Origin of the sequence: Streptacidiphilus jeojiensis, assembly GCF_042510965.1 — a bacterium.
Classification (GTDB): Bacteria; Actinomycetota; Actinomycetes; order Streptomycetales; family Streptomycetaceae; genus Streptacidiphilus; species Streptacidiphilus jeojiensis.
Window position 1 is genome coordinate 33,401 of record NZ_JBEUKS010000013.1, and the last position, 19,620, is coordinate 53,020.

General features: G+C 72.2%; 17 protein-coding genes and 1 pseudogene. 5 read left to right on the forward strand and 13 right to left on the reverse strand.

All coding sequences use genetic code 11. The features are described from left to right. Positions 1-141: 141 nt before the first annotated feature. The 4 genes and pseudogenes from ABUW04_RS30425 to ABUW04_RS30440 form a co-directional block, all read right to left on the reverse strand. Positions 142-1,320: a thiolase domain-containing protein gene (locus ABUW04_RS30425; RefSeq protein ID WP_380567676.1), complete on the reverse strand. Its 1,179-nt coding sequence runs from the start codon at positions 1,318-1,320 to the stop codon at positions 142-144. Next, positions 1,317-2,429 (reverse strand): thiolase domain-containing protein, encoded by a 1,113-nt coding sequence (locus tag ABUW04_RS30430; RefSeq protein WP_380567677.1) that lies wholly within the window; start codon positions 2,427-2,429, stop codon positions 1,317-1,319. Before ABUW04_RS30430 ends, ABUW04_RS30425 begins: the two co-directional genes overlap by 4 nt. Then, positions 2,429-3,447: pseudogene (locus ABUW04_RS30435) on the reverse strand (Zn-ribbon domain-containing OB-fold protein). Before ABUW04_RS30435 ends, ABUW04_RS30430 begins: the two are co-directional and overlap by 1 nt. Before the next feature lie 68 nt (positions 3,448-3,515). After that, on the reverse strand, positions 3,516-4,322 hold the full coding sequence (locus ABUW04_RS30440; protein WP_380567678.1) for a crotonase/enoyl-CoA hydratase family protein: 807 nt from the start codon (positions 4,320-4,322) through the stop codon (positions 3,516-3,518). A gap of 146 nt (positions 4,323-4,468) precedes the next feature. Here ABUW04_RS30440 and ABUW04_RS30445 point away from each other — a divergent pair, with 146 nt between their 5' ends. Further along, on the forward strand, positions 4,469-6,085 hold the full coding sequence (locus ABUW04_RS30445; RefSeq protein ID WP_380567679.1) for an acyl-CoA synthetase: 1,617 nt from the start codon (positions 4,469-4,471) through the stop codon (positions 6,083-6,085). Positions 6,086-6,178: 93 nt separating this feature from the next. Here the strand turns inward: ABUW04_RS30445 and ABUW04_RS30450 are convergent, their stop codons facing one another. Further along, a complete protein-coding gene (locus ABUW04_RS30450) occupies positions 6,179-6,655 on the reverse strand; it encodes a DUF3592 domain-containing protein (RefSeq protein WP_380567680.1) in 477 nt (158 codons plus the stop codon). A gap of 189 nt (positions 6,656-6,844) precedes the next feature. Between ABUW04_RS30450 and ABUW04_RS30455 the strand changes: the two genes are divergently transcribed. Further along, positions 6,845-7,384, forward strand: a complete 540-nt coding sequence (locus tag ABUW04_RS30455; protein ID WP_380567681.1) for a DUF2087 domain-containing protein — start codon at positions 6,845-6,847, stop codon at positions 7,382-7,384. Positions 7,385-7,427: 43 nt separating this feature from the next. Here the strand turns inward: ABUW04_RS30455 and ABUW04_RS30460 are convergent, their stop codons facing one another. The 6 genes from ABUW04_RS30460 to speB form a co-directional block, all read right to left on the reverse strand. After that, positions 7,428-8,987, reverse strand: coding sequence for an acyl-CoA synthetase (locus ABUW04_RS30460; protein WP_380567682.1), 1,560 nt, complete (start codon positions 8,985-8,987; stop codon positions 7,428-7,430). Then, complete coding sequence (locus tag ABUW04_RS30465) at positions 8,984-10,120, reverse strand: nitronate monooxygenase (RefSeq protein WP_380567683.1); 1,137 nt, start codon at positions 10,118-10,120, stop codon at positions 8,984-8,986. The genes ABUW04_RS30460 and ABUW04_RS30465 overlap by 4 nt, the downstream gene beginning before the upstream one ends. 54 nt (positions 10,121-10,174) lie before the next feature. Further along, positions 10,175-11,188, reverse strand: a complete 1,014-nt coding sequence (locus tag ABUW04_RS30470) for a serine/threonine-protein kinase (protein WP_063757535.1) — start codon at positions 11,186-11,188, stop codon at positions 10,175-10,177. Positions 11,189-11,325: 137 nt separating this feature from the next. Then, entirely contained in the window at positions 11,326-12,795 is a 1,470-nt protein-coding gene (locus ABUW04_RS30475; protein ID WP_380567684.1) for a purine-cytosine permease family protein, read from the reverse strand. A gap of 47 nt (positions 12,796-12,842) precedes the next feature. Then, on the reverse strand, positions 12,843-13,277 hold the full coding sequence (locus ABUW04_RS30480; protein WP_380567685.1) for a nuclear transport factor 2 family protein: 435 nt from the start codon (positions 13,275-13,277) through the stop codon (positions 12,843-12,845). Further along, complete coding sequence (gene speB / locus ABUW04_RS30485; protein ID WP_030256193.1) at positions 13,274-14,233, reverse strand: agmatinase; 960 nt, start codon at positions 14,231-14,233, stop codon at positions 13,274-13,276. The genes ABUW04_RS30480 and speB overlap by 4 nt, the downstream gene beginning before the upstream one ends. A gap of 98 nt (positions 14,234-14,331) precedes the next feature. On the opposite strand from speB, the gene ABUW04_RS30490 reads away from it, so the two are divergent. Continuing rightward, positions 14,332-15,795 carry a PucR family transcriptional regulator gene (locus ABUW04_RS30490; protein WP_030256192.1) on the forward strand — a complete coding sequence of 488 codons (1,464 nt, stop codon included), beginning with the start codon at positions 14,332-14,334 and terminating at the stop codon, positions 15,793-15,795. A 41-nt stretch (positions 15,796-15,836) separates the two neighbouring features. Here the strand turns inward: ABUW04_RS30490 and ABUW04_RS30495 are convergent, their stop codons facing one another. Then, entirely contained in the window at positions 15,837-16,640 is an 804-nt protein-coding gene (locus tag ABUW04_RS30495; RefSeq protein WP_380567687.1) for an SDR family NAD(P)-dependent oxidoreductase, read from the reverse strand. A 13-nt stretch (positions 16,641-16,653) separates the two neighbouring features. Next, entirely contained in the window at positions 16,654-17,217 is a 564-nt protein-coding gene (locus tag ABUW04_RS30500; RefSeq protein ID WP_380567689.1) for a TetR/AcrR family transcriptional regulator, read from the reverse strand. Here ABUW04_RS30500 and ABUW04_RS30505 point away from each other — a divergent pair. Together ABUW04_RS30505 and ABUW04_RS30510 are read left to right on the forward strand one after the other, a co-directional pair. After that, complete coding sequence (locus ABUW04_RS30505; RefSeq protein ID WP_380567691.1) at positions 17,189-17,353, forward strand: hypothetical protein; 165 nt, start codon at positions 17,189-17,191, stop codon at positions 17,351-17,353. The genes ABUW04_RS30500 and ABUW04_RS30505 overlap by 29 nt on opposite strands. Before the next feature lie 48 nt (positions 17,354-17,401). Further along, positions 17,402-19,615 (forward strand): MMPL family transporter, encoded by a 2,214-nt coding sequence (locus tag ABUW04_RS30510; RefSeq protein WP_380567693.1) that lies wholly within the window; start codon positions 17,402-17,404, stop codon positions 19,613-19,615. Positions 19,616-19,620: the final 5 nt, after the last annotated feature.

Sequence of the window (19,620 nt, forward strand, 5' to 3'; positions counted from 1 at the left end):
GAATGAGTCGCTTGCCACGTCGTGATCCTCCCGTCTCGTGATGCCACTGTAACTTCCGGCGACGGGCCGGGAGGAGGCCTTTGACGCGATCCACTCGTGCGGATTGGTCCCTTTCCCGGCGGCGTGCGGCAAGGGATTCGATCAGCTGTCCGGACGCTCGCTCCCGACCAGCCACATGGAGAAGAACTGGGCGCCGCCGCCGTAGGCATGACCGAGCGCCAGCCTGGCGCCGTCGATCTGGTGCTCGCCGGCCGCGCCGCGCACCTGGAGTGCGGCCTCGGCGAAGCGGATCATGCCGGAGGCGCCGATCGGGTTGCTGGAGAGCACCCCGCCGGACGGGTTGACCGGCAGGTCGCCGTCCATCTCGGTGACCTCCGCCTCCACCAGCTTCCAGCCCTCGCCCTGGTCGGCGAAGCCCAGGTTCTCCAGCCACATCGGCTCGTACCAGGAGAACGGGACGTACATCTCCACCACGTCGATCTGCCGGCGCGGGTCGACCACCCCGGCCTGGTGGTAGGTGTCCGCGGCGCAGTCCCGGCCGGCCTGCGGGCTGACGTAGTCCTTGCCGGCGAAGATGGTGGGCTCGCTGCGCATCGCCCCGCCGTGCATCCAGGCCGGGCGCCGGGGGGCGCGGGCCGCACCCTGCACGCCGGTGAGCACCATGGCGCAGGCGCCGTCCGAGGAGGGGCAGGTCTCCGAGTAGCGGATCGGGTCCCAGAGCATGGGCGCCGAACGGACCTTCTCCAGCGTCAGGTCCTTCTCGTGCAGGTGGGCGTAGGGGTTCTTCAGGGCGTTGCGCCGGTCCTTGAAGGCGACCAGCGAGCCGATGTGGTCCGGGGCCCCGGTCCGGCGCATGTAGGCGCGGACATGGGGGGCGAAGAAGCCGCCGGCGCCCGCGGTCAGCGGGGCCTGGAACGGGACCGGCAGGGACAGCCCCCACATCGCGTTGGACTCGGACTGCTTCTCGAACGCCACCGTGAGCACGGTGCCGTGCACCCTGGCCGCGACCAGGTTCGCGGCCACCAGCGCGGTCGAGCCGCCGACCGAGCCCGCAGTGTGTACCCGCAGCATCGGCTTGCCGACCGCGCCCAGCGCGTCGGCGAGGTACAGCTCGGGCATCATCACGCCCTCGAAGAAGTCCGGGGCCTTGCCGATGACCACGGCGTCGATGTCCGCCCAGGTCAGCTCGGCGTCCTCGAGGGCGCGCACGGCGGCCTCGCGGACCAGTCCGGCGATGGACACGTCCTGGCGGGCCGCCACGTGCTTGGTCTGGCCGATGCCGACGACGGCGACGGGCTCCTGACCGGTTGCCCTGCTCATGACTGCTCCCCCTCCAGTACGGCCACCAGGTTCTGCTGCAGGCAGGGCCCCGAGGTGGCGTGGGCCAGGGCCCGGCGGGACTCGCCGCGGTGGATCCGGGCGGCGGCCTCACCGATCCGGATCAATCCGGCGGCCATCACCGGGTTGGCGGCCAGCGCGCCGCCGGACGGATTGACCTCGGTGGCGTCGGACAGGTCCAGTGCCCGACGCAGGATCAGCTCCTGGACGCTGAACGGCGCATGCAGCTCGGCGGTGTCGACCGGGGCGTCGAAGGCCCCGGCCCGCGCGGCGGCGAGCCGGGTGGACGGCGACTCGGTGAGGTCGCGCACCCCGGGCTGGTGCGCCTCGATCCGGTGGTCGATGCCGCGGATCCAGGCCGGACGCGGATGCAGCGCCCTGGCGGTGTCGCCGACCGCCAGGATCACCGCGACCGCCCCGTCGCTGACCGGCGGGCAGTCGTGGCGCCGCAGCGGCCGCACCTCGTAGGGCTGCTCCAGCAGTTCCCCGACGTCGGCGCTGCCCCGCAGCTGCGCGTGCGGATTGGCCTCGGCGGCGCGCCGGGAGCGGACCGCGGTGGCGGCCAGCGCCCGCTCGTCGGTGAGCCCGGCGTCGATCGCGGCCTGGGTCTGCAGCGCGGCCAGCGCGATGGCGTCCGGCCACAGCGGGGCCAGGGTGTAGGGGTCGAGCTGACGGGTGAGCACATCGCGGACGCTGCCCGGCGAGGACTTGCCGTAGGAGTAGACCAGGGCGGTGTCGGCCTGCCCGGTGCGCAGCTTCACCCAGGCCTCGTACAGCGCCCAGGCGCCGTCCATCTCCACGTGGGACTCGGAGATCGGCGGCCAGGCGCCCACCCCGTCCAGCGCCATGGTGAAGGAGAAGGCCCGGCCGGCCAGGTAGTCGCTGCTGCCGGAGCAGGTGAAGCCGATCCGGTCGGTTGTCAGTCCCGTCTGCTTGAGTACGTCCTGGAGGACCGGGAGCACCAGCTCGACCTCGGAGAGCCGGTCGGGGCTGCGCCGGTGCACGGTCTGGGCGAAGGCGACGACGGCCACGTCGCGCCGGCTGCCCTGACCCGCCTCAGCGCCGGCCTCAGCGCCCTGAATGCTCGTCACTACATCCACCTCCGGTAGCTCTCGGGGTCGGCGTCGGGGTCGCCGGTGGGGCGGAAATGGCTGATGGCGGCGAGGCTGGGCTGGTCCGAGCGGGCCGCGGGTTCGCGCCAGACGGGTTCGACCCGCTGGCCGACGTGCACCTGGTCGTGCGGAATGCCGCCGATCCTGGCGTGCAGTCCGACATGCGCGCCGTCCAGCAGGACATAGGCGTAGCAGTACGGGACTTCGACATCCAGCCCCTTGGCTGCGATGTTGACGATGCAGAAGGTGGTGACGGTGCCGATATGCGGCAGCTCGATCTGCTCGTTGGTGACGATGCCGCAGGTGGGGCAGACGCCACGGGCCGGAATGTAGACACGGGTGCAGGAGGGGCAGCGTTCGCCGAGCAGTCGCTGCTCGGTGAGCGCCTTCAGGAAGCGGGTCTGGGCGGAGCCCGGGCTGTAGGTGTAGTCGAGCCTGGCCGGGATGGTGACCCTGGTGACGGGTTCCGCCCCGGCCAGCGCGGGGACGGTGGCGAGCAGCTCTGCCGCGTTCATGCCTGGCCCTCCTCTGCGGTCGTTGTGGGAAGCGGCTCGAAGCAGGCGATGTCGGTGATCGCCCCGGTCCGCTGCTCGGCCCAGCGGACGGTCACCCGCAGCCCGGTGCGGACGGCGCGCGGGTCGCCGCTGTCCGGCGGCGGCGCGTCCAGGGCGTGCAGCAGTGCGGTGTCGGCGCCGTCCAGCCGCACCAGCGCCCAGGCGAAGGGACGGTCCAGCGGCTGGTACGGGCGGGGGTTGTGGTTCCAGGCCCAGGTGGTCACCGTGCCGGTGCCGTCGAGGGCCACCAGCTGGTCCAACTCCTCGGCGGTGACCGGGTCGTACTCGGCGGGCGGGCACAGCACCCGGCCGTCGGAGCCGCGGATGCCCAGGACCACGCGTTCGCGCAGCCCGGTGAGGAAGGCCCCGATGACCGGGCCGGTGGAACGGGTGAAGGGGAACTCGACGACCAGCGGAGCGCTGAGCACGTCCGCCTGCTTCACGTCGGATATCTGCACGTCGGATATCTGCACGTCGGACTTCTGCACGTCGGACATGGCGGTGCCTCTCCTCAGTGGCGGCGGTAGACGGGGGCGCGGTGCTCGGCGAAGGCCCGGGGGCCCTCCTTGGCGTCCTCGGTGGCGAAGATCGGCCAGCCGATCTCCAGTTCCCGGGCCAGTCCGGCCTCCTCGCCGAGGTCCGCGGTCTCGTAGACCGAGCGCTTGACGGCCTCGACGGCCAGCGGCGCCGCCTCGTTGACGGCCTCGGCCAGCTCCAGGGCGCGCTTGAGCGCGGTGCCGTCCGGGACGACGCTGCCGATCAGCCCGATGTCACGGGCCTCGGCCGCGGTATAGCGGCGGCCGGTGAGCAGCATCTCCAGCGCATGGGTGCGCGGAATCTGGTGCTGCAGCCGGACCGTGGAACCGCCGATCGGGAACAGGCCGCGGCGCACCTCGAACAGGCCGAAGGTCGCCGACTCGGCAGCCACCCGGATGTCGGTGGCCTGCAGGATCTCGGTCCCGCCGGCCACGCAGACGCCCTCGACGGCAGCGATCACCGGCTTGCGCGGGCGGTAGTGCCGCAGCATCGCCTTCCAGTGCAGGTCAGGGTCGGCCTTGAGGCGAGCCCGGTACGGATCGTCGTCATCGCCGAACCCGCCGCGTGCCAGGGCCTTGAGGTCCATGCCCGCGCAGAACGCGCCCCCCGCGCCGGTCAGCACGACCGAGCGGATCCCGTCGTCGGCGTCGGCCTCCAGCCAGGCGTCGTGCAGTCCGACCAGCATCGGGATCGAGAGCGCGTTCTTGGCCTCGGGCCGGTTCAGGGTGAGCACCAGAGTGGCCCCGTGCCGCTCCGTGCTGAGGTGTTCAGTGCCGGTCATGCCGGTGCCCTCCGCTTGTGATGCATCACTTTTGACACACCGTCAGATCTAGAACAGGTTGCAGTCTATGTCCAGGGGCCGCAAGAGGTACGGGCAAGGGCGTCACCGCTCTGGAGTTCTCCACCTGCGGCTCCTACTCTCCGCGCATGGAATTCAACCTGGCCGATCTGTTCGAGCAAGCGGTTGACCACTTCCCCGGGCGCGAGGCGATCACCTGCGCCCGCGCCGACGGGCCGGGGGTGCAGCGGCGCACCTTCGCCGAACTCGACGAGCGCGCCAACCGCCTGGCCCACCACCTCCAGGAGTCGGGGGTCGGCCCCGGCGACCGGGTCGGCGTCTATGCGCTGAACCGGGCCGAGTGGGTGGAGTCGCTGCTCGCGATCTGCAAGATCCGTGCCGTCTGCGTCAACGTCAACTACCGCTACGTCGCCGACGAGCTGAGCTATCTGCTGGCCATGGCCGAGCCGGTGGCGATGATCTTCCACGAGCGGTTCGCACCCCAGGTGGCCGCGGTGCTCCCGGGTCTGCCGAGCCTGCGCCATCTGCTGCTGATCGACGACGGGGACGGGGACGGCCGAGCCGAGGCGCTGCCGACGGTCCCGTTCGAGAAGGCGATGGCCTCAGGCTCCCCCGAGCGCGACTTCGCCCCGCGCTCCGGCGACGACCACTACCTGCTGTTCACGGGCGGGACCACCGGCCTGCCCAAGGGCGTGGTCTGGCGCCAGGAGGACGTCTTCTTCGCCCTGGGCGGCGGCATCGACGTCACCAACGGCCACCGGATGGCGACGCCGGAGGAGATCGTCACCACCGCCTACGACAACCAGCTCACCTTCTTCCCGATCGCCCCGCTGATGCACGGCGCCACCCAGTGGGGCCTGATGCAGCAGCTGTTCCGCGGCAACCGGGCGGTCCTGCTGGACCGTTTCGACCCGGCCCGGGTCTGGCAGCTGACCGAGTCGGAGAAGATCAACCTCGTCATGATCACCGGCGACGCGATGGGTCGCCCGCTGATCGAGACCCTGGACGCGGCGGACGCCGGCTACGACCTCGGCTCCATGTTCGGCCTGGTCAGCAGCGCGGCCCTGTTCTCCGCCCCGGTGAAGCAGCGCTTCCTGGACCGCTTCCCCAACCTCTATCTGAGCGACGCCATCGGCTCCTCGGAGGGCGGCGCCGGAGGCATCAGCCAGTACCGGGGCGGCTCCGGCGACCAGGCCGGTGTCACCACCACCGCGATCCGCGACTCCGAGGTGCTGGACGACGACCTGAACCCGCTGCCGGCCGGGGTGGTCGGCCGGCTGGCCCGCCGCGGCAACGTCCCGCTCCGCTACCTCGGCGACCCGGTGAAGAGCGCCGAGGTGTTCCGCACCGCGGCCGACGGGACCCGCTACGCCGTCCCCGGAGACTGGGCGGTGCGCGAGGAGGACGGCCGGATCACCCTGCTGGGACGCGGCTCGTCCTGCATCAACTCGGGCGGGGAGAAGATCTTCCCGGAGGAGGTCGAGTCGGTGATCAAGGGCCACCCCGCCGTGTACGACACCGTGGTGGTCGGCGCCGCGGACGAGCGCTGGGGCGAGACCGTGGTCGCCCTGGTCCAACCCAGGCCGGGAACCGAGGAACTGACGCTCCAGCAGCTCCAGGACCACTGCCGGGCCCATCTGGCCGGCTACAAGGTCCCGCGCAGGCTGCACCTGGTCCCCGAGGTGCAGCGCACCCCGACCGGCAAGCCGGACATGCGCTGGGCGCAGGGCCTGGTGGCGCCCTGACGTCATCCGCGGACCGCGGGCGGCTTGTCGCGCAGTTCCCCGCGCCCCTGGCCAGGTGCAACCTCCGCGCAGCGGGTCAGTCGGTGCGCTCGGTCACGGCCCCGCGGTCACGTTCATGGCGAAGAAGCCGAACCCGAATCCGCCGGCCGCGAAGGCCAGCCCGGCCACCGTGAAGATGGTGCTGACGACCAGCCCGATCACCAGACCGACCATGGCACCGGCACCACCCGAGCCGACGACAGCGGCCTTCTCCGGGTTCTCCGGGAGGTAGCGAACCGTGACGAAGTCCCCGGCCACCATCATCCGCGGCGCACCCATCGGCTCGAACCGGACCGCCTGTCCCTCCCGGGTGGTGAAGCCCAGGATCACATGCCGGGTGCTGCTGCCCTCCGAGTCCCTGGTGAGATAGGTGTCCAGGCAGCGGGCCTCGGCGGGTATCCCGTAGGTGAGAGCCCGCTGCTGCGTGACCGCTCGCCTGACGAGGCTCACCCCCAGCGCGATCCCGACCAGCGCGAACAACAGCCCGAAGAATCCGAACGCAAGCCCGAAGGCTCCCACTCCATCGCCCATGACGTCCCCCGTTTCCACTCCCACCGCCTGTCGGCGGCCGATCTGTGAGCAGAAGGATGTCCTACCGCTCCCGGCGGTTCCACATCGGCCCCGGATCGCCCCCGCTCGGACGCCTCGGGAAATTCGCTGGCCTCCCGGCGACCGACCCGCCTAGCGTGAGCAGGTCACCACTTGTTTAAGGACGATTCCATGACCCAGCTCGCCGCTCTCGCCCCGCTCGCCTCCGCCCTGTCGGATCCCGCCCGGCTGCGGCTGCACGCCCGGCTGGTCCTGGCCGGTTCGGCCGGGCTGGACCCCGAGGCGCTGCGCGCCGAGGACCCGGCGACGGCCAAGCAGCTCGGGCGCCTGCTGCAGGCCGGGCTGGCTGAGCTGAGCGAGGACGGGACCAGGGCCGTGGCCCGCGCGGACGCCTTCGGCGAAGCGCTGCGCCCGGCACCTGCGGCCACGGCCGCCGACGATGCCGACGAGGCGACGGCGCAGCTGTTCAAGGACGGACGGCTCACGACCATGCCGACCCGCCCGGCCCGACGTCAGGCGCTGCTGGAGTACCTCACCCGCCGCGCCTTCGAACCCGGCGTCGGCTACGGCGAGCCCGAGGTGAACATCGCCCTCCGGCAGTACTGGGACGACCCCTCCGCGCTCCGCCGCTACCTCGTCGACGCCGGGCTGCTCACCCGCAGCACCGACGGCCGCAGCTACCGCGTGGCGGCGGACTCCGCCGCGGCCTGACCGCCGAGCGCCGGAGCCCGACCGCCGCGCGGTGGCCGTCCGCTCACACCTGCCGGGTCCTCCCCTCCCAGTACGGGTCCCGCAGCCGGCGCTTGTAGAGCTTGCCGTTGGGGTCGCGGGGCAGCTCCACCACGAAGTCCACCGACTTGGGCCGCTTGTAGGCGGCGAGTTGGCGTTCGCAGTGGGCGAGGATGTCCGCGGCCAGGTCGGGGCCGGCCGTGAAGCCGTGGGCGGGTTCGATGACGGCCTTGACCTCCTCGCCCCAGTCGTCGTGGGGGATGCCGAAGGCGGCGGCGTCCGCGACGGCCGGGTGGGCGAGCAGGGCCGACTCGATCTCGGCGGGGTAGATGTTGACCCCGCCCGAGATGATCATGTCGATCTTGCGGTCGCGCAGATAGAGGTAGCCGTCGGCGTCCAGCAGTCCCAGGTCCCCGACGGTGAAGAAGTCGCCGACCCGGTTCTTCCGGGTCTTGCCCTCGTCCTTGTGGTAGCTGAAGCCGCCGGTGCTCATCTTCATGTAGACGGTGCCCAGCTCCCCCGCCGGCACCGGCTTGCCGTCGTCGTCCAGGACCACGACCTCGCTGATCGGCCAGGGCTTGCCGACCGTCCCGGGCCGTTCCAGCCAGTCCCGGGCGGTGGCGAAGGTGCCGCCGCCCTCGCTGGCGGCGTAGTACTCCTCGACGCTCTCGCCCCACCACTCGATCATGGCCCGCTTGACGTGGTCCGGGCAGGGGGCCGCGCCGTGTATGGCGTGGCGCATGGAGGAGACGTCGTAGCGGGCCCGGGTCTCCGCGGGCAGGGCCAGCAGCCGGTGGAACTGGGTGGGCACCATATGGGTGTGGGTGACCCGGTGACGGTCGATCAGCCGCAGCATCTCCTCGGGCGTCCAACGGTCCATCAGCACCACCGTGTGGCCGATGTGCAGCGACGCGGCGGCGAACTGGAGCACGGCCGTGTGGTAGAGCGGCGAGCAGACCAGGTGCACGTTCCCGCCGCCCGGACGGATGCCGAAGATGCCGAGGAAGCCGCCGAGCGCGGTCTGCTCCGGCGGGCGTCCCGGCAGCGGGCGGCGGATGCCGCGCGGGCGTCCGGTCGTGCCCGAGGTGTAGTTCATCACCCAGCCCGCGGTCCGGTCCTCCGGCTCGTCCGCCGACTGCCCCTCCAGCAGGTCCGGGTACGGGCGGAAGCCGGGCAGCTCGCCCACCGCGTAGCGGCGCTCCTTGGGCAGCCCGGCCTCGTCGGCGGCGGCCGTGGCGGCCTCGGCGAAGCGCTCGTGGGCGATCAACACCTTGGCGCCGCTGTCCGAGACGATCCAGGCGATCTCCGGGCCGACCAGGTGGTGGTTGACCGGGACCAGATAGAAGCCGGCCTGGGTGGCGGCGAGGTGGGCGGTGAACAGCTCGATGCCGTTGGGCAGCACCACCGCGAAGGCGTCGCCGGCGCCGAGGCCGGCCTCGCGCAGTCCGTGGACCAGCCGGTTGGCGGCGGCGAGCAGCCGTCCCGCGGTCCAGTCCTCGCCGTCGGGGGCGACCATCACCACCCGGTCCGGGTCGGCGGCGGCCTGGGCCCAGAAGCCCACGGGGGACGATGTGGGAGTGCTCATGCTCCCGCCTCCCCGCTCGGCGCGTTCCCCGCGGTGTTCCCCGCGATGCGGTCCAGCCTGGCCACGGCCTGCTCGAAGCCGCGGGTGAGTTCGTCCATCACTGCCGCCACCGGCCGCTCCTCGGTCATCTGGCCCACGATCTGGCCCACCGGCGTGCCGATGAGCTCCGGCGTCTCGTATCCCTGGATCCGGCTGAGCGCATCGGCGACCAGCAGTCCCTGCAGCGGCATCGGCAGCGTCCCCGGACTGTCCGGACTGTCCCAGGCCTCGGTCCACTCGGTGCGCAGCTGGCGGGCCGGCTTGCCGGTCAGCGAGCGGGAGCGGACGGTGTCGCCGGAGCCGGCCGCCAGCAGCTTGGCCCGCAGCACCGGCGAGCGCAGCTCGGACTCGGCGACGGTGAGCCAGACCGAGCCGAGCCAGACTCCCTGCGCGCCCAGGGCGAGCCCGGCGGCCGCCTGCGCGCCGGTGCCGATGCCGCCGGCGGCGAGCACCGGCAGCGGGGCGACGGCCGCGGCGATCTCCGGGACCAGCACCATGGTGCCGATCTCACCGGTGTGCCCGCCGGCCTCGTGTCCCTGGGCGACGACGATGTCGATCCCCGCCTCGGCGTGGTGCCGGGCGTGCCGGGCGCTGCCGGCGAGTGCCGCGACCAGCACGCCCGCCGCATGGGCCTGGGCGATGACGTCCTCCGGAGGATGGCCGAGCGCGCTGGCGAGCAGCTTGATCGGGTGCTCCAGGGCCACGTCGACGTGGGAGCGGGCGACCTCCTCCATCCAGCCGGTGATCCGCCAGCCGGCCCGCTCCCCCTCCGCGAGCTCGGGGACGCCGTAGCGGGCCAGGGTCTCCCGGACGAAGGCGCGGTGCCCCTCGGGGATCATCGCCTCGACGTCGGCGACGGTGACGTTCTCGACCTTCTTCGCCGGCATGACCACGTCCACGCCGTACGGCAGTCCGCCGACGTGGGCGTCCATCCAGTCGAGGTCCTTGGCCAGTTCCTCCGCCTCGCCGTAGCGGACCGCGCCGAGGACGCCGAGGCCCCCGGCCCTGGTGATGGCCGCCGCGACCGCGGGGAAGGGCGTGAAGCCGAAGATGGCGTGCTCGATTCCGAGCCGTTCGCTGAGTTCCGTCCTCATGGGGGCAGCATGGCGCAGCGGTTCGCAGACTGGAAGAGATTATCTGACGCTCTGTCAGTTAATCCGGGAGCTCCGCGGATCGTCCCAGCGCCGGGTCAGCTCCACCACGGCGGGGTGCTCGCGGACCACCCGGGCCAGCGAGACCGGGATGGGCCCCATCTCCTCCGCCCACCAGGGCATCACCGGCCGCCGGGCCAGCGAGGGGGCCAGCCGGCGCAGCACCTCGTCCGCGTCCGCGGGCCGCTGCTCCGGATCCTTGGCGAGCAGGTCCAGGACCACCGCCTGCAGGCTCTCCGGGATCTCGTGACGCAGCTCGCGCGGCGGCCTGGGCGGGGTGTCGCGGTGGTCGAGCAGGATCACCAGCGGATCGCCGACCGCGAACGGCGGTGCGCCGACCAGCAGTTCGTAGAGCACGCAGCCGAAGGAGTAGAGGTCGCTGCGGTGGTCGACATCGGATCCCTCGATCTGCTCGGGCGACATGTAGTACGGCGTGCCGACCGGGAAGGCTCCGCCGCCGAGCCTGGCGGTCAGCCCGGCCTGTCCGGAGCCCAGCCGGGCGATGCCGAAGTCGCAGATCTTCACGGTGCCGTCGGCGCAGCGGACCAGGTTGCCGGGCTTGAGGTCGCGGTGGATCACGTCGCGGGCGTGGGTGTAGGCGAGGGCCGCGGAGATCTGCCGGGCGATCGACACCACCTCGTCGATCGGCAGCTGCCGCCCCGGCGCCTCGTCCAGCACCGCGCCCAGGTCGCTGCCGTCCAGCAGCTCCATCACCAGGTAGGGCACGCCCTCGTCCTGCCCGAAGTCGTGCACCACGGTGATCCCGGGGTGCTGCAGCCCGGCGGCGAGCCGCGCCTCCCTGCGGAAGCGCTCCTGCAGCAGCTCGGCCTGGCGCGGATTGCGGTGCGGTTCCTCGGCGCGCAGGCACTTGATCGCGACGTTGCGGCCCAGCGCCTCGTCCTCGCCGCGCCAGACCTCACCCATCCCTCCGCGCCCGAGCAGGCCGATGAGGCGGTAGCGGCCCTGGATCAGGGTTCCTTCCTTCACCGCGCTCCCGCCCTCGACGTCCATCAGTCCACGCAGTCCACACCCTAACTCCGCAGGCAGTATGGACCCAGGGGATGACAGAACCGCGGCGGGGGTCCGGGACGGGACCCCCGCCGCGGTCGGGCGGTGCACGGGTACGACGGCAGGTTCGGCGCCGGGCCTCAGCTGTTGGCGAGTTCCTCCTCGCTCAGCACCATCGCCGCGCTCTCCCCGTCCCGGTCCAGCGAGCGGGCCAGCACCAGGTAGGCCAGGGCGGACACGGCGAGTCCGACCACCCAGGCGATGTCGGTCCCGGCCAGGTGCTCGGCGACCGGTCCGGTGTAGTGCCAGCCGCCGAGGTCGGGGAGGACCATGAAGGGGATCTCGGCGGCGAAGCCGATCGCGTAGGCGGTCAGCCCGCGCCAGGCCCAGGCGCCGTAGATGCCGGCCGGGTTGAACAGGTCGGCGATGGCGTAGTGGCCGCGGCGGACCACGAAGAAGTCCACCAGGTTGGTCGCCGTCCACGGCACCAGCAGATAGAGCATCAGGGTCAGCGCGGTGAAGACCGTGGACACCGCGTTCGCCGAGATGAGCGTGCCGACCAGGTACCAGGCCGCGGCCAGGCCGAGGATGGTGACCACCCGGGCCTTGCGGGTCGGCTTGATCGGACGGAAGGAGTCGATCCCGGTCAGCACGGTCAGCATGCCGCCGTAGGCGTTCATCCCCATGGTGGCGATCAGGCTCAGCGCGGAGAGCACCGCGGCGGCCGCGCCCAGTCCCGGGATGAAGTGGTCCCCGGCCTCGCGGAGCCCGACCAGCCCGTCGCTGGCCCCGAGCCTGATGGCCAGCCAGGCGCCCAGCGCGATCAGCCAGACCGCGGAGCCCGAGGCGCCGAAGAAGACGGACAGGATCAGCGAGCGGGCGGAGGTGGTCCGCGGCAGGTAGCGGGAGTAGTCCGAGACGTAGGGCGCGTAGGTGATGTTGTAGGCGGCCGCCGCGGAGAACTGGGCGAAGAAGGCGGCCCAGGTGAAGGCCAGGTGGGCGCTGGGCGCGTGGCCGCCGGCGTGCCCGGTCAGCACCCCCGCCGTGACCAGCAGCATCAGCGGCAGCGAGAGGTACAGCAGCCAGCGGAAGGCCAGGTGCACCCAGTCGTGGCCGTAGACCGCGAGCAGGATCGCCAGCACCGCGGTGGCCGCGGCCACCCAGCCGGGGCTCCAGCCGAAGACGCCGTCCAGCCCCTGCGAGAGCAGCACCTGGTCGGCGACGTTGAAGCCCAGGTAGGTGAAGAGGGTGCCGACCAGCACCAGGACGACGCCGCGGTAGCCGAACTGGGCCCGCGACTGGATCATCTGCGGCAGCCCCAGGGCCGGTCCCTGCGAGGCGTGGAAGGCCATGAACAGCGTGCCCACGGCGACGCCGAGCACCCCGGCCAGGATGGTCTGCCCGAGCGGCAGCCCCAGCGAGGGGCCGATGAAGCCCAGGGCGATGGTGAAGTACTGGAAGTTGCCCAGGAACCAGAGCGGGGCCTGGTGCCAGACCCGGCCGTGCCGCTCGGCGTCCGGGACCCAGTCGATGGACCGGACCTCGACGCCGAGTGCGGCGCCGGGTCTGCTCCCCGGCTCGGTCAGTGTGCTCGTTGCTGCTTCCGCCATGGTCGGCGCCTCCTGTAGGTCAACACGGGGATGTGCTGCGTACGGCCTCAGGCCGCTGCGGAGAGGTGCTCGTGCACGGCGAGCCAGCGGCCGGCCCGGAGGTGGAAGACGATGGTCTCCCGCTCGTGCACGCGTTCCTCGCCCGCGTGGGTGGCGATGAGGGTCTCGACGTGGTGGCTGAAAACCGCCGTGTCGCCGAGGACCTGGACCAGCGGCCGGGTGGAGGCGCAGGCCAGTACGTGGAAGCCGTCCTGCTCGACCCAGCTGCGCCACAGTTCGCGGTACTCGGCGACCGAGGTCAGCCGCTGCGGCGTGGTGGGGAAGAGGAAGGTGGCTCCGGGGGTGAAGGAGTCGAAGTAGTCGTCGAGGCGGTTCCCGGCGAAGGCGGCCACCAGGGCGTCGGCCGCGGCCTGAACCTCGGCGGCGGCCTTCACCTCGGCGACGGCTTGTACCTCGGCGGCGGCCCGCGGCTCCGCGGTCATGCCTTGCCGCCCAGGGCCATCAGGCTCACCAGGTCGTAGGCGACGTGGGCCGCCGCCACCGAGGTGATCTCGGCGTGGTCGTAGGCCGGGGCGACCTCGACCACGTCCGCGCCGACCAGGTTGGTGCCGGCCAGGCCGCGCAGGATCTCCAGCAGCTCGCGGCTGGTCATCCCGCCGGCCTCGGGGGTGCCGGTGCCCGGGGCGTGGGCCGGGTCCAGCACGTCGATGTCGACGGAGACGTAGAGCGGCCGGTCGCCGATCCGCTGCCGCAGCGCGTCCACGGTCTCGTCCACGCCACGGCGCATCACGTCCGCCGAGGTGACGATGCCGAAGCCGAGGCGGCGGTCGTCCTCCAGGTCGCGCTTGCCGTAGAGCGGGCCCCGGGTGCCGACGTGGCTGAGCGCCTCGGTGTCCAGGATCCCCTCCTCCACCGCGCGGCGGAACGGCGTGCCGTGGGTGTACTCGGCGCCGAAGTAGGTGTCCCAGGTGTCCAGGTGCGCGTCGAAGTGCAGCAGCGCCACCGGGCCGTGCCGACGGGCCGCGCTGCGCAGCAGCGGCAGCGCGATGGTGTGGTCGCCGCCGATGGTGACCAGCCGGGAGCCGGCGTCCTGCAGCTCCCCGGCGGCGTGCTCGATGGTCTCGACGGCCTCGCCGATGCTGAACGGGTTGCAGGCGATGTCGCCGGCGTCGGCCACCTGCTGGCTGGCGAACGGCGACACGTCCAGACCCGGGTGGTAGGGACGAAGCAGCCGGCTGCCCTCCCGGACCGCGCTGGGGCCGAAACGGGCGCCGGGCCGGTAGGAGACCCCGCTGTCGAACGGCACCCCCACCACCGCGACGTCGCAGTGGTCGACCTGGTCGAGCCGCGGCAGCCGGGCGAAGGTGGCGGGACCGGCGAAGCGCGGGACGCGCGAGGCGTCGACGGGTCCAAGGGGGTGGAGGGGGTGGTCGGTCATGGGGCCGGCCTCCGTTCCGGTTCGGGGTGGCCCTCAGTGTGTGGTGGCCGGAATGCGACGAGCAATTGGCGCTGGCATGAAGTAGTAGGGTCGTCCTTGTGGCTGACCACAAACTGACCGTCGAGGACCTGCTCTCCTTCCCCGCACTGCAGCTGCGGGTACTGGCCGGCGCGGCCGGGCTGCGGCGGTCGGTCTCCTGGGCCCATGTGAGCGACATCGAGGACCCCACGCCCTGGCTGCTGGGGGCCGAGGTGATCATGACCACCGGACTGGCCGTCCCGCGGCCCGCCGCACGTCAGCGGGCCTATCTGGAGCGCCTGGACGACGCCGGGGTGTCCGCGCTGGCGCTCTCCGCGCAGCTGCACGTACCGCCGCTGCACCGGGCCTTCCTCGACGCGGCGGAGGAGCGCGGCTTCCCGGTGCTGGAGGTGCCGCTCGCGGTCCCCTTCATCGCCGTGGCGCAGGAGGTCGCCGCCGCCGTGCAGGAGGGCGCCGGGCAGCGGCTGGGGGCGCAGCTGCAGGTGTTCGGGGCGCTGCGCTGGCTGGCGACCGAGCGCCTGGAGACGGCCGAGCTGTTCCGCCGGCTGGAGCAGCTCTCCGGCTACCAGGTGTTCCTCTGCACCCCGCAGGGCCGTCCGCTGCTGCCCGGCGTGCCGGTGCCCGACCCCGAGGTGCTGCCCGACTCGGTGGACGCCCCGCCGACCATCCCGGGCGGCTTCGCGCTGCCGGTGCTCGCACCCGGCGGCACGGCGGGCTTCCTGGTCGCCTTCGAGCGCAAGGGGGCCCGCCCGGCCGGCCTCGCCGTGGTCCAGCACATCGCCACGGTGGCCGCCCTGCAGCTGGCGATGGTCCGTCAGGAACGGGAGACGCTGCGCCGCGAGGGCGCCGAGACACTGGCCGAACTGCTCCAGGACGTGCTGGACCCGGCCTCGGCCCGACGACGGCTGCAGCGGCTGTCGCTGGACGGCGAGGACACCGTCCTGCTGGTGGTCCGTTCGGCCGACTCGGTCCGCGAGGACGACCTGCTGCGGGCCCTGGACGAGCTGCCGTACCTGCTGCTCAACCGGGGCGAGGAGCGCTATCTGCTGGGCTCCGCCGCGCTGGGGGCGGCGGTGGCCGGGATCCCGGGCGTCTCCGCGGGCATGAGCCGGCCCTTCCCGCCCGGGGAGTCGCTGCGGGTGGCCGAGCGGGAGGCACTGTGGGCGGTGTCCAAGGCCGTCGAGTCGGGCCGCCCGCTGGTCCGCTACGGCAACGACACCACCGGACGCTGGCTGCCGGACGACCCGGCGGTGCTGAACGCCCTGGTCGAGCACGTCCTGGGCGAGGTGCTGCGCTACGACGCCGCGCACGCGGGCCAACTGCTGATCTCGGTGCGCACCTGGATGGAGCGCGACCGGCGCACCGACGCCGCGGCCGAGGCCCTGCACGTCCACCCCAACACACTGGCCTACCGGCTGCGCCGCTTCGGCGCCCTGACCGGACGTGACCTGGGCTCCACCGAGGCCTTCGCCGAGGTCTGGCTGGCCATCAGAGCCGCCGGCCAGCTGGGGCTGACGGACTGACGGACTGACGGACTGACGAACCGTCGCAGGAGCTGCGGGGTTCAGTAGTGGATGGCTCCCCTGGTGCCGCCGCCCACCGCGATGGCGTCCCCGTTGATCGCCACGCTCAGCGGCGAGCACAGGAAGGCGACGGTGTCGGCCACCTCGGCAGCGGTGACCAGGCGGCCGATGCTCACCGACGACTCCAGGCGCCGGACGATCTCCGCCTGCTCGACGCCGGCCGCCGCGGCCATCGCGGCGAACTTCGCCGGACTGGCCTCGGTGATCGTCGTACCGGGGTGAACCACCGTCACATTGACGCCGTGCGGGCCCAGTTCGTCGGCCAGGTTCTTGGTCATGGCCGCCACCGCGACATTGCGGACCGAGCCGACCAGGTTCCCGGCCTGCCGCGCGTTGAGCCCGCTGACATTGACGATGCGGCCCCACCCCTGCGCCACCATCAGCGGCGCCGCGGCCCGCGCGCAGCGCAGATAGCCCAGCACCTTGGTCTCCACCTCCCGGCGCAGACCCTCGTCCTCCAGGTCCGCCAGCGCCGGCGGGGCGCCCGCCGCACTGGCCGGCGTCGCCGCCGCGTTGACCAGGATGTCCACCCCGCCGAACGCCTGCTGCGTCCGGCGCACCAGCTCCCGTACCGATGCGTCGTCGGTGGTGTCGGTGACCACCGGCAGCACCCGGCCGCCGCCCGCCGACGCGAGCCGTTCGACCGCTTGGTCCAGCGCGTCCTTGCCCCTGGCGGCCAGCACCACGTCCGCACCCTCGGCGGCCAGCGCCCGGGCCACGGCGAACCCGATGCCCCGGCTCGCGCCGGTCACCACGGCGCGCTTCCCGGCGAGTTGCAGATCCATGAGGACGGCCTTCCTAGCGCAGGATGCGGAGCATGGTGGTGCGCAGGGCTTCGCGCAGCTGTTCGTCGGTCAGGTCGACCAGGTCCGGCAGGTGTTCGGCGATGGCGAAGGCCGCGGCGAAGGAGATCCGCTCGGCGGGGGTGGGCTGTTCGCCGTAGATCAGGGTGAGGGCGCGCCGGGCCAGCAGCGTGGTCTGCTCGTCCTTGTCGTGCCGCTTGGCGGCCGGGTCGCTGGACGCCATCACCGCGTAGCGGCGGTTCTGCACCAGGAAGTCGACGACACCGGTCACCACGTGCTCGATCCGGGCGCGCCGCCCCCGCATCGTGTCCGCCTCGTCCAGCAGGGTGGCGATGCGCTGGACCCCGGGCTTCATGACCGCGAGCAGCATGTCGCTCTTGGCCCGGAAGTGGTAGTAGACCGCGGCCTTCGTCAGCCCCATCTCGTCGGCGATCATCTGGATCGAGGTGGCGTCGTAGCCGTGCTCGGCGAACAGCCGCTGTGCGGTCTCCAGGATCTGCTGCCGGGTCCGCTCGGCCTGCAGCGCCCGGTTGGACATTCCCCTGATGGGCGTCGCCATCGATGTGCTCCTCGTCGTCTGCGGACCACCTCGCATCTTATCAAGACAGCGCCGAAACCCGGCTAGCCATTGGGCTAGTCAATCACCTGACGGCCGTCAAGTCATTCGCTTGACGGTCGTCAAGCGAGCGGCGTAGCGTCAGCGGCGGACTGCGAGACCCGCACCGAGCAGTGGAGACCCGACCATGTCGACCTATTTGCACCGCCTCGCCCATTTCTCCTTCCGGCGCCGATGGCTGGTGCTGGGGGTGTGGCTGGCGGCCGCGATCGCGGCGATCGTGATCGCCCAGGCCAGCGGCGGAAAGACCAACGACGCCTTCACCATCCCGGGCACCGAGGCGCAGAACGCCTCCAATGTGCTGTCCGCCAAGCTGCCGGCGTTCAGCGGCGGCCAGAGCACCATCGTGTTCGCGACCGCCGACGGCAGGCTCACCGACCCGGCCGAGAAGGCCACGGTCGAGACGGCGATGACGAAGCTCAAGGCCGTGCCGCAGGTCTCCAACGCCGTCGACCCCTACCTGGGGCACCTGGTCTCGGCCGACGGCAGGGTGGCGCTCGGACAGGTGCAGTGGTCCGCGCAGGCCACCGACGTCAAGGACGCCAACCTCGACGCCGTCAAGGCGGCGATGCGGCCGGTGCAGGCCGACGGCATCCAGGTCGAGTACAACGGCAGCGTCTATCCCGGCTGGCAGCAGAAGGTCTCCGAGACGCCCGAACTGGTCGGCCTGGTCATCGCCTTCTTCATCCTGATGATCACCTTCGGATCCTTCGCGGCCGCGGGCATGCCCATCCTGGGCGCGATCATCGGCGTCATCACCACCCTGATGGGCATCACCGCCGTCGCCTCGGTCATCACCATCGCCTCGGCGTCGACCACGGTGGCGCTGATGCTCGGCCTGTCCTGCGGTATCGACTACGGCCTGTTCATCCTCTCCAGGCACCGGGCCAACCTGCTCAACGGCATGACACCGGAGGAGTCGGTGCCGCTGGCCATGGGCACCGCCGGCAGTTCCGTGGTCTTCGCCGGCCTCACCGTGATCATCGCGCTGAGCGGGCTGAGCGTGGTCGGCATCCCGTTCCTGACCGCGATGGGCCTGTCCGCCGCCGCGTCGGTGGCCATCGCGCTGCTGATCGCGCTGACCCTGCTGCCCGCGGTGCTGGGCTTCGCCGGGACCAGGGTCGCCAGATTCACCCGGATCCCGCGGTTCGGCGCCCGCGCCGCCCGGGTGGCCCGCCGCGCCGCCGCCGACCCGGACACCACGGCCGGCGCCGGCTGGGCGCGTTTCGTGGTCAGACACCGGGTGCTGGTGGTCGTCGGCGGGGTCGCCCTGCTCGGAGTCCTCGCGCTCCCCGCGGCCAAGATCCAGCTGGGCCTGCCCAGCGGCGCCTCGCAGGCGGCCGACAGCACCCAGCGCAAGGCCTACGACCTGACCACCGAGGGCTTCGGGGCCGGCTTCAACGGCGCGCTGCTGGTGGTGGCCCAGGACGTCGACAGCCCCGCGGACACCCAGCAGATCGCGGCCACGCTCGCCAGGATGCCCGACGTCGCCCAGGTGACCCCGCTGGCGGCGCAGAACCGCACCTCGCTGATCCGGCTGGTGCCCGGGTCCGGCCCGAACGACGCGGCCACCGCGCACCTGGTGCACACCCTGCGCGACGACCGGGCCGCCATCGAGGGCAGCACCGGCACGCACATCCTGGTCGGCGGCACCACCGCCTCCAACATCGACGTCTCGTCAAAACTCTCCGGCGCCCTGCCGATCTTCCTGGTCGTGGTGGTGGGCCTGGCCTTCGTCCTGCTGACCTTCGCGTTCCGCACCGTGCTGGTGCCGCTCAAGTCGATCCTCGGCTTCCTGCTCTCCATGGCCGCGGCGCTCGGCGCACAGGTCGCCACGTTCCAGTGGGGCTGGGGCAGGCAGCTGTTCGGCATCACCCCGTCCGAGACGATCAGCTTCCTGCCGATCATCATGCTGGCGATCGTCTTCGGACTGTCCAGCGACTACGAGGTGTTCGTCGTGTCGCGGATCAAGGAGGAGTTCAGCAGGCACGGCGACGCCCGCCGCGCGGTCCAGCGCGGCACGGCGCTCTCCGCACGGGTCGTCACCGCGGCGGCGCTGATCATGTTCTCCATCTTCGTCGCCTTCATGGCCACCAAGGACCCCACCATCAAGGCGGTCGGCTTCAGCTTCGCCGTCGGCGTCTTCCTGGACGCCTTCGTGGTGCGGCTCACCCTGGTCCCCGCGGTGATGGCGATCGTCGGATCGAGGGTCTGGTACCACCCGCGGTGGTTCGCCCGCCACGTCCCCGACCCGGACATCGAGGGACAGCGGCTGGAGCACCGGCTCACCGACGCCGGCGCAGGCAGCACCGCCCACGCGCTGACCACCGAACGGACCTGACCGGC

What these genes read in the sequence shown, in the direction of transcription:
- ABUW04_RS30470 (WP_063757535.1), bottom strand. Translation starts at nt 11,188, where the DNA reads ATGGACGTCGAGGGCGGGAGCGCGGTGAAGGAAGGAACCCTGATCCAG.
- ABUW04_RS30445 (WP_380567679.1), top strand. Translation starts at nt 4,469, where the DNA reads ATGGAATTCAACCTGGCCGATCTGTTCGAGCAAGCGGTTGACCACTTC.
- ABUW04_RS30465 (WP_380567683.1), bottom strand. Translation starts at nt 10,120, where the DNA reads ATGAGGACGGAACTCAGCGAACGGCTCGGAATCGAGCACGCCATCTTC.
- ABUW04_RS30425 (WP_380567676.1), bottom strand. Translation starts at nt 1,320, where the DNA reads ATGAGCAGGGCAACCGGTCAGGAGCCCGTCGCCGTCGTCGGCATCGGC.
- ABUW04_RS30510 (WP_380567693.1), top strand. Translation starts at nt 17,402, where the DNA reads ATGTCGACCTATTTGCACCGCCTCGCCCATTTCTCCTTCCGGCGCCGA.
- ABUW04_RS30480 (WP_380567685.1), bottom strand. Translation starts at nt 13,277, where the DNA reads ATGACCGCGGAGCCGCGGGCCGCCGCCGAGGTACAAGCCGTCGCCGAG.
- ABUW04_RS30495 (WP_380567687.1), bottom strand. Translation starts at nt 16,640, where the DNA reads ATGGATCTGCAACTCGCCGGGAAGCGCGCCGTGGTGACCGGCGCGAGC.
- ABUW04_RS30440 (WP_380567678.1), bottom strand. Translation starts at nt 4,322, where the DNA reads ATGACCGGCACTGAACACCTCAGCACGGAGCGGCACGGGGCCACTCTG.
- ABUW04_RS30500 (WP_380567689.1), bottom strand. Translation starts at nt 17,217, where the DNA reads ATGGCGACGCCCATCAGGGGAATGTCCAACCGGGCGCTGCAGGCCGAG.
- ABUW04_RS30450 (WP_380567680.1), bottom strand. Translation starts at nt 6,655, where the DNA reads ATGGGCGATGGAGTGGGAGCCTTCGGGCTTGCGTTCGGATTCTTCGGG.
- ABUW04_RS30455 (WP_380567681.1), top strand. Translation starts at nt 6,845, where the DNA reads ATGACCCAGCTCGCCGCTCTCGCCCCGCTCGCCTCCGCCCTGTCGGAT.
- ABUW04_RS30475 (WP_380567684.1), bottom strand. Translation starts at nt 12,795, where the DNA reads ATGGCGGAAGCAGCAACGAGCACACTGACCGAGCCGGGGAGCAGACCC.
- speB (WP_030256193.1), bottom strand. Translation starts at nt 14,233, where the DNA reads ATGACCGACCACCCCCTCCACCCCCTTGGACCCGTCGACGCCTCGCGC.
- ABUW04_RS30460 (WP_380567682.1), bottom strand. Translation starts at nt 8,987, where the DNA reads ATGAGCACTCCCACATCGTCCCCCGTGGGCTTCTGGGCCCAGGCCGCC.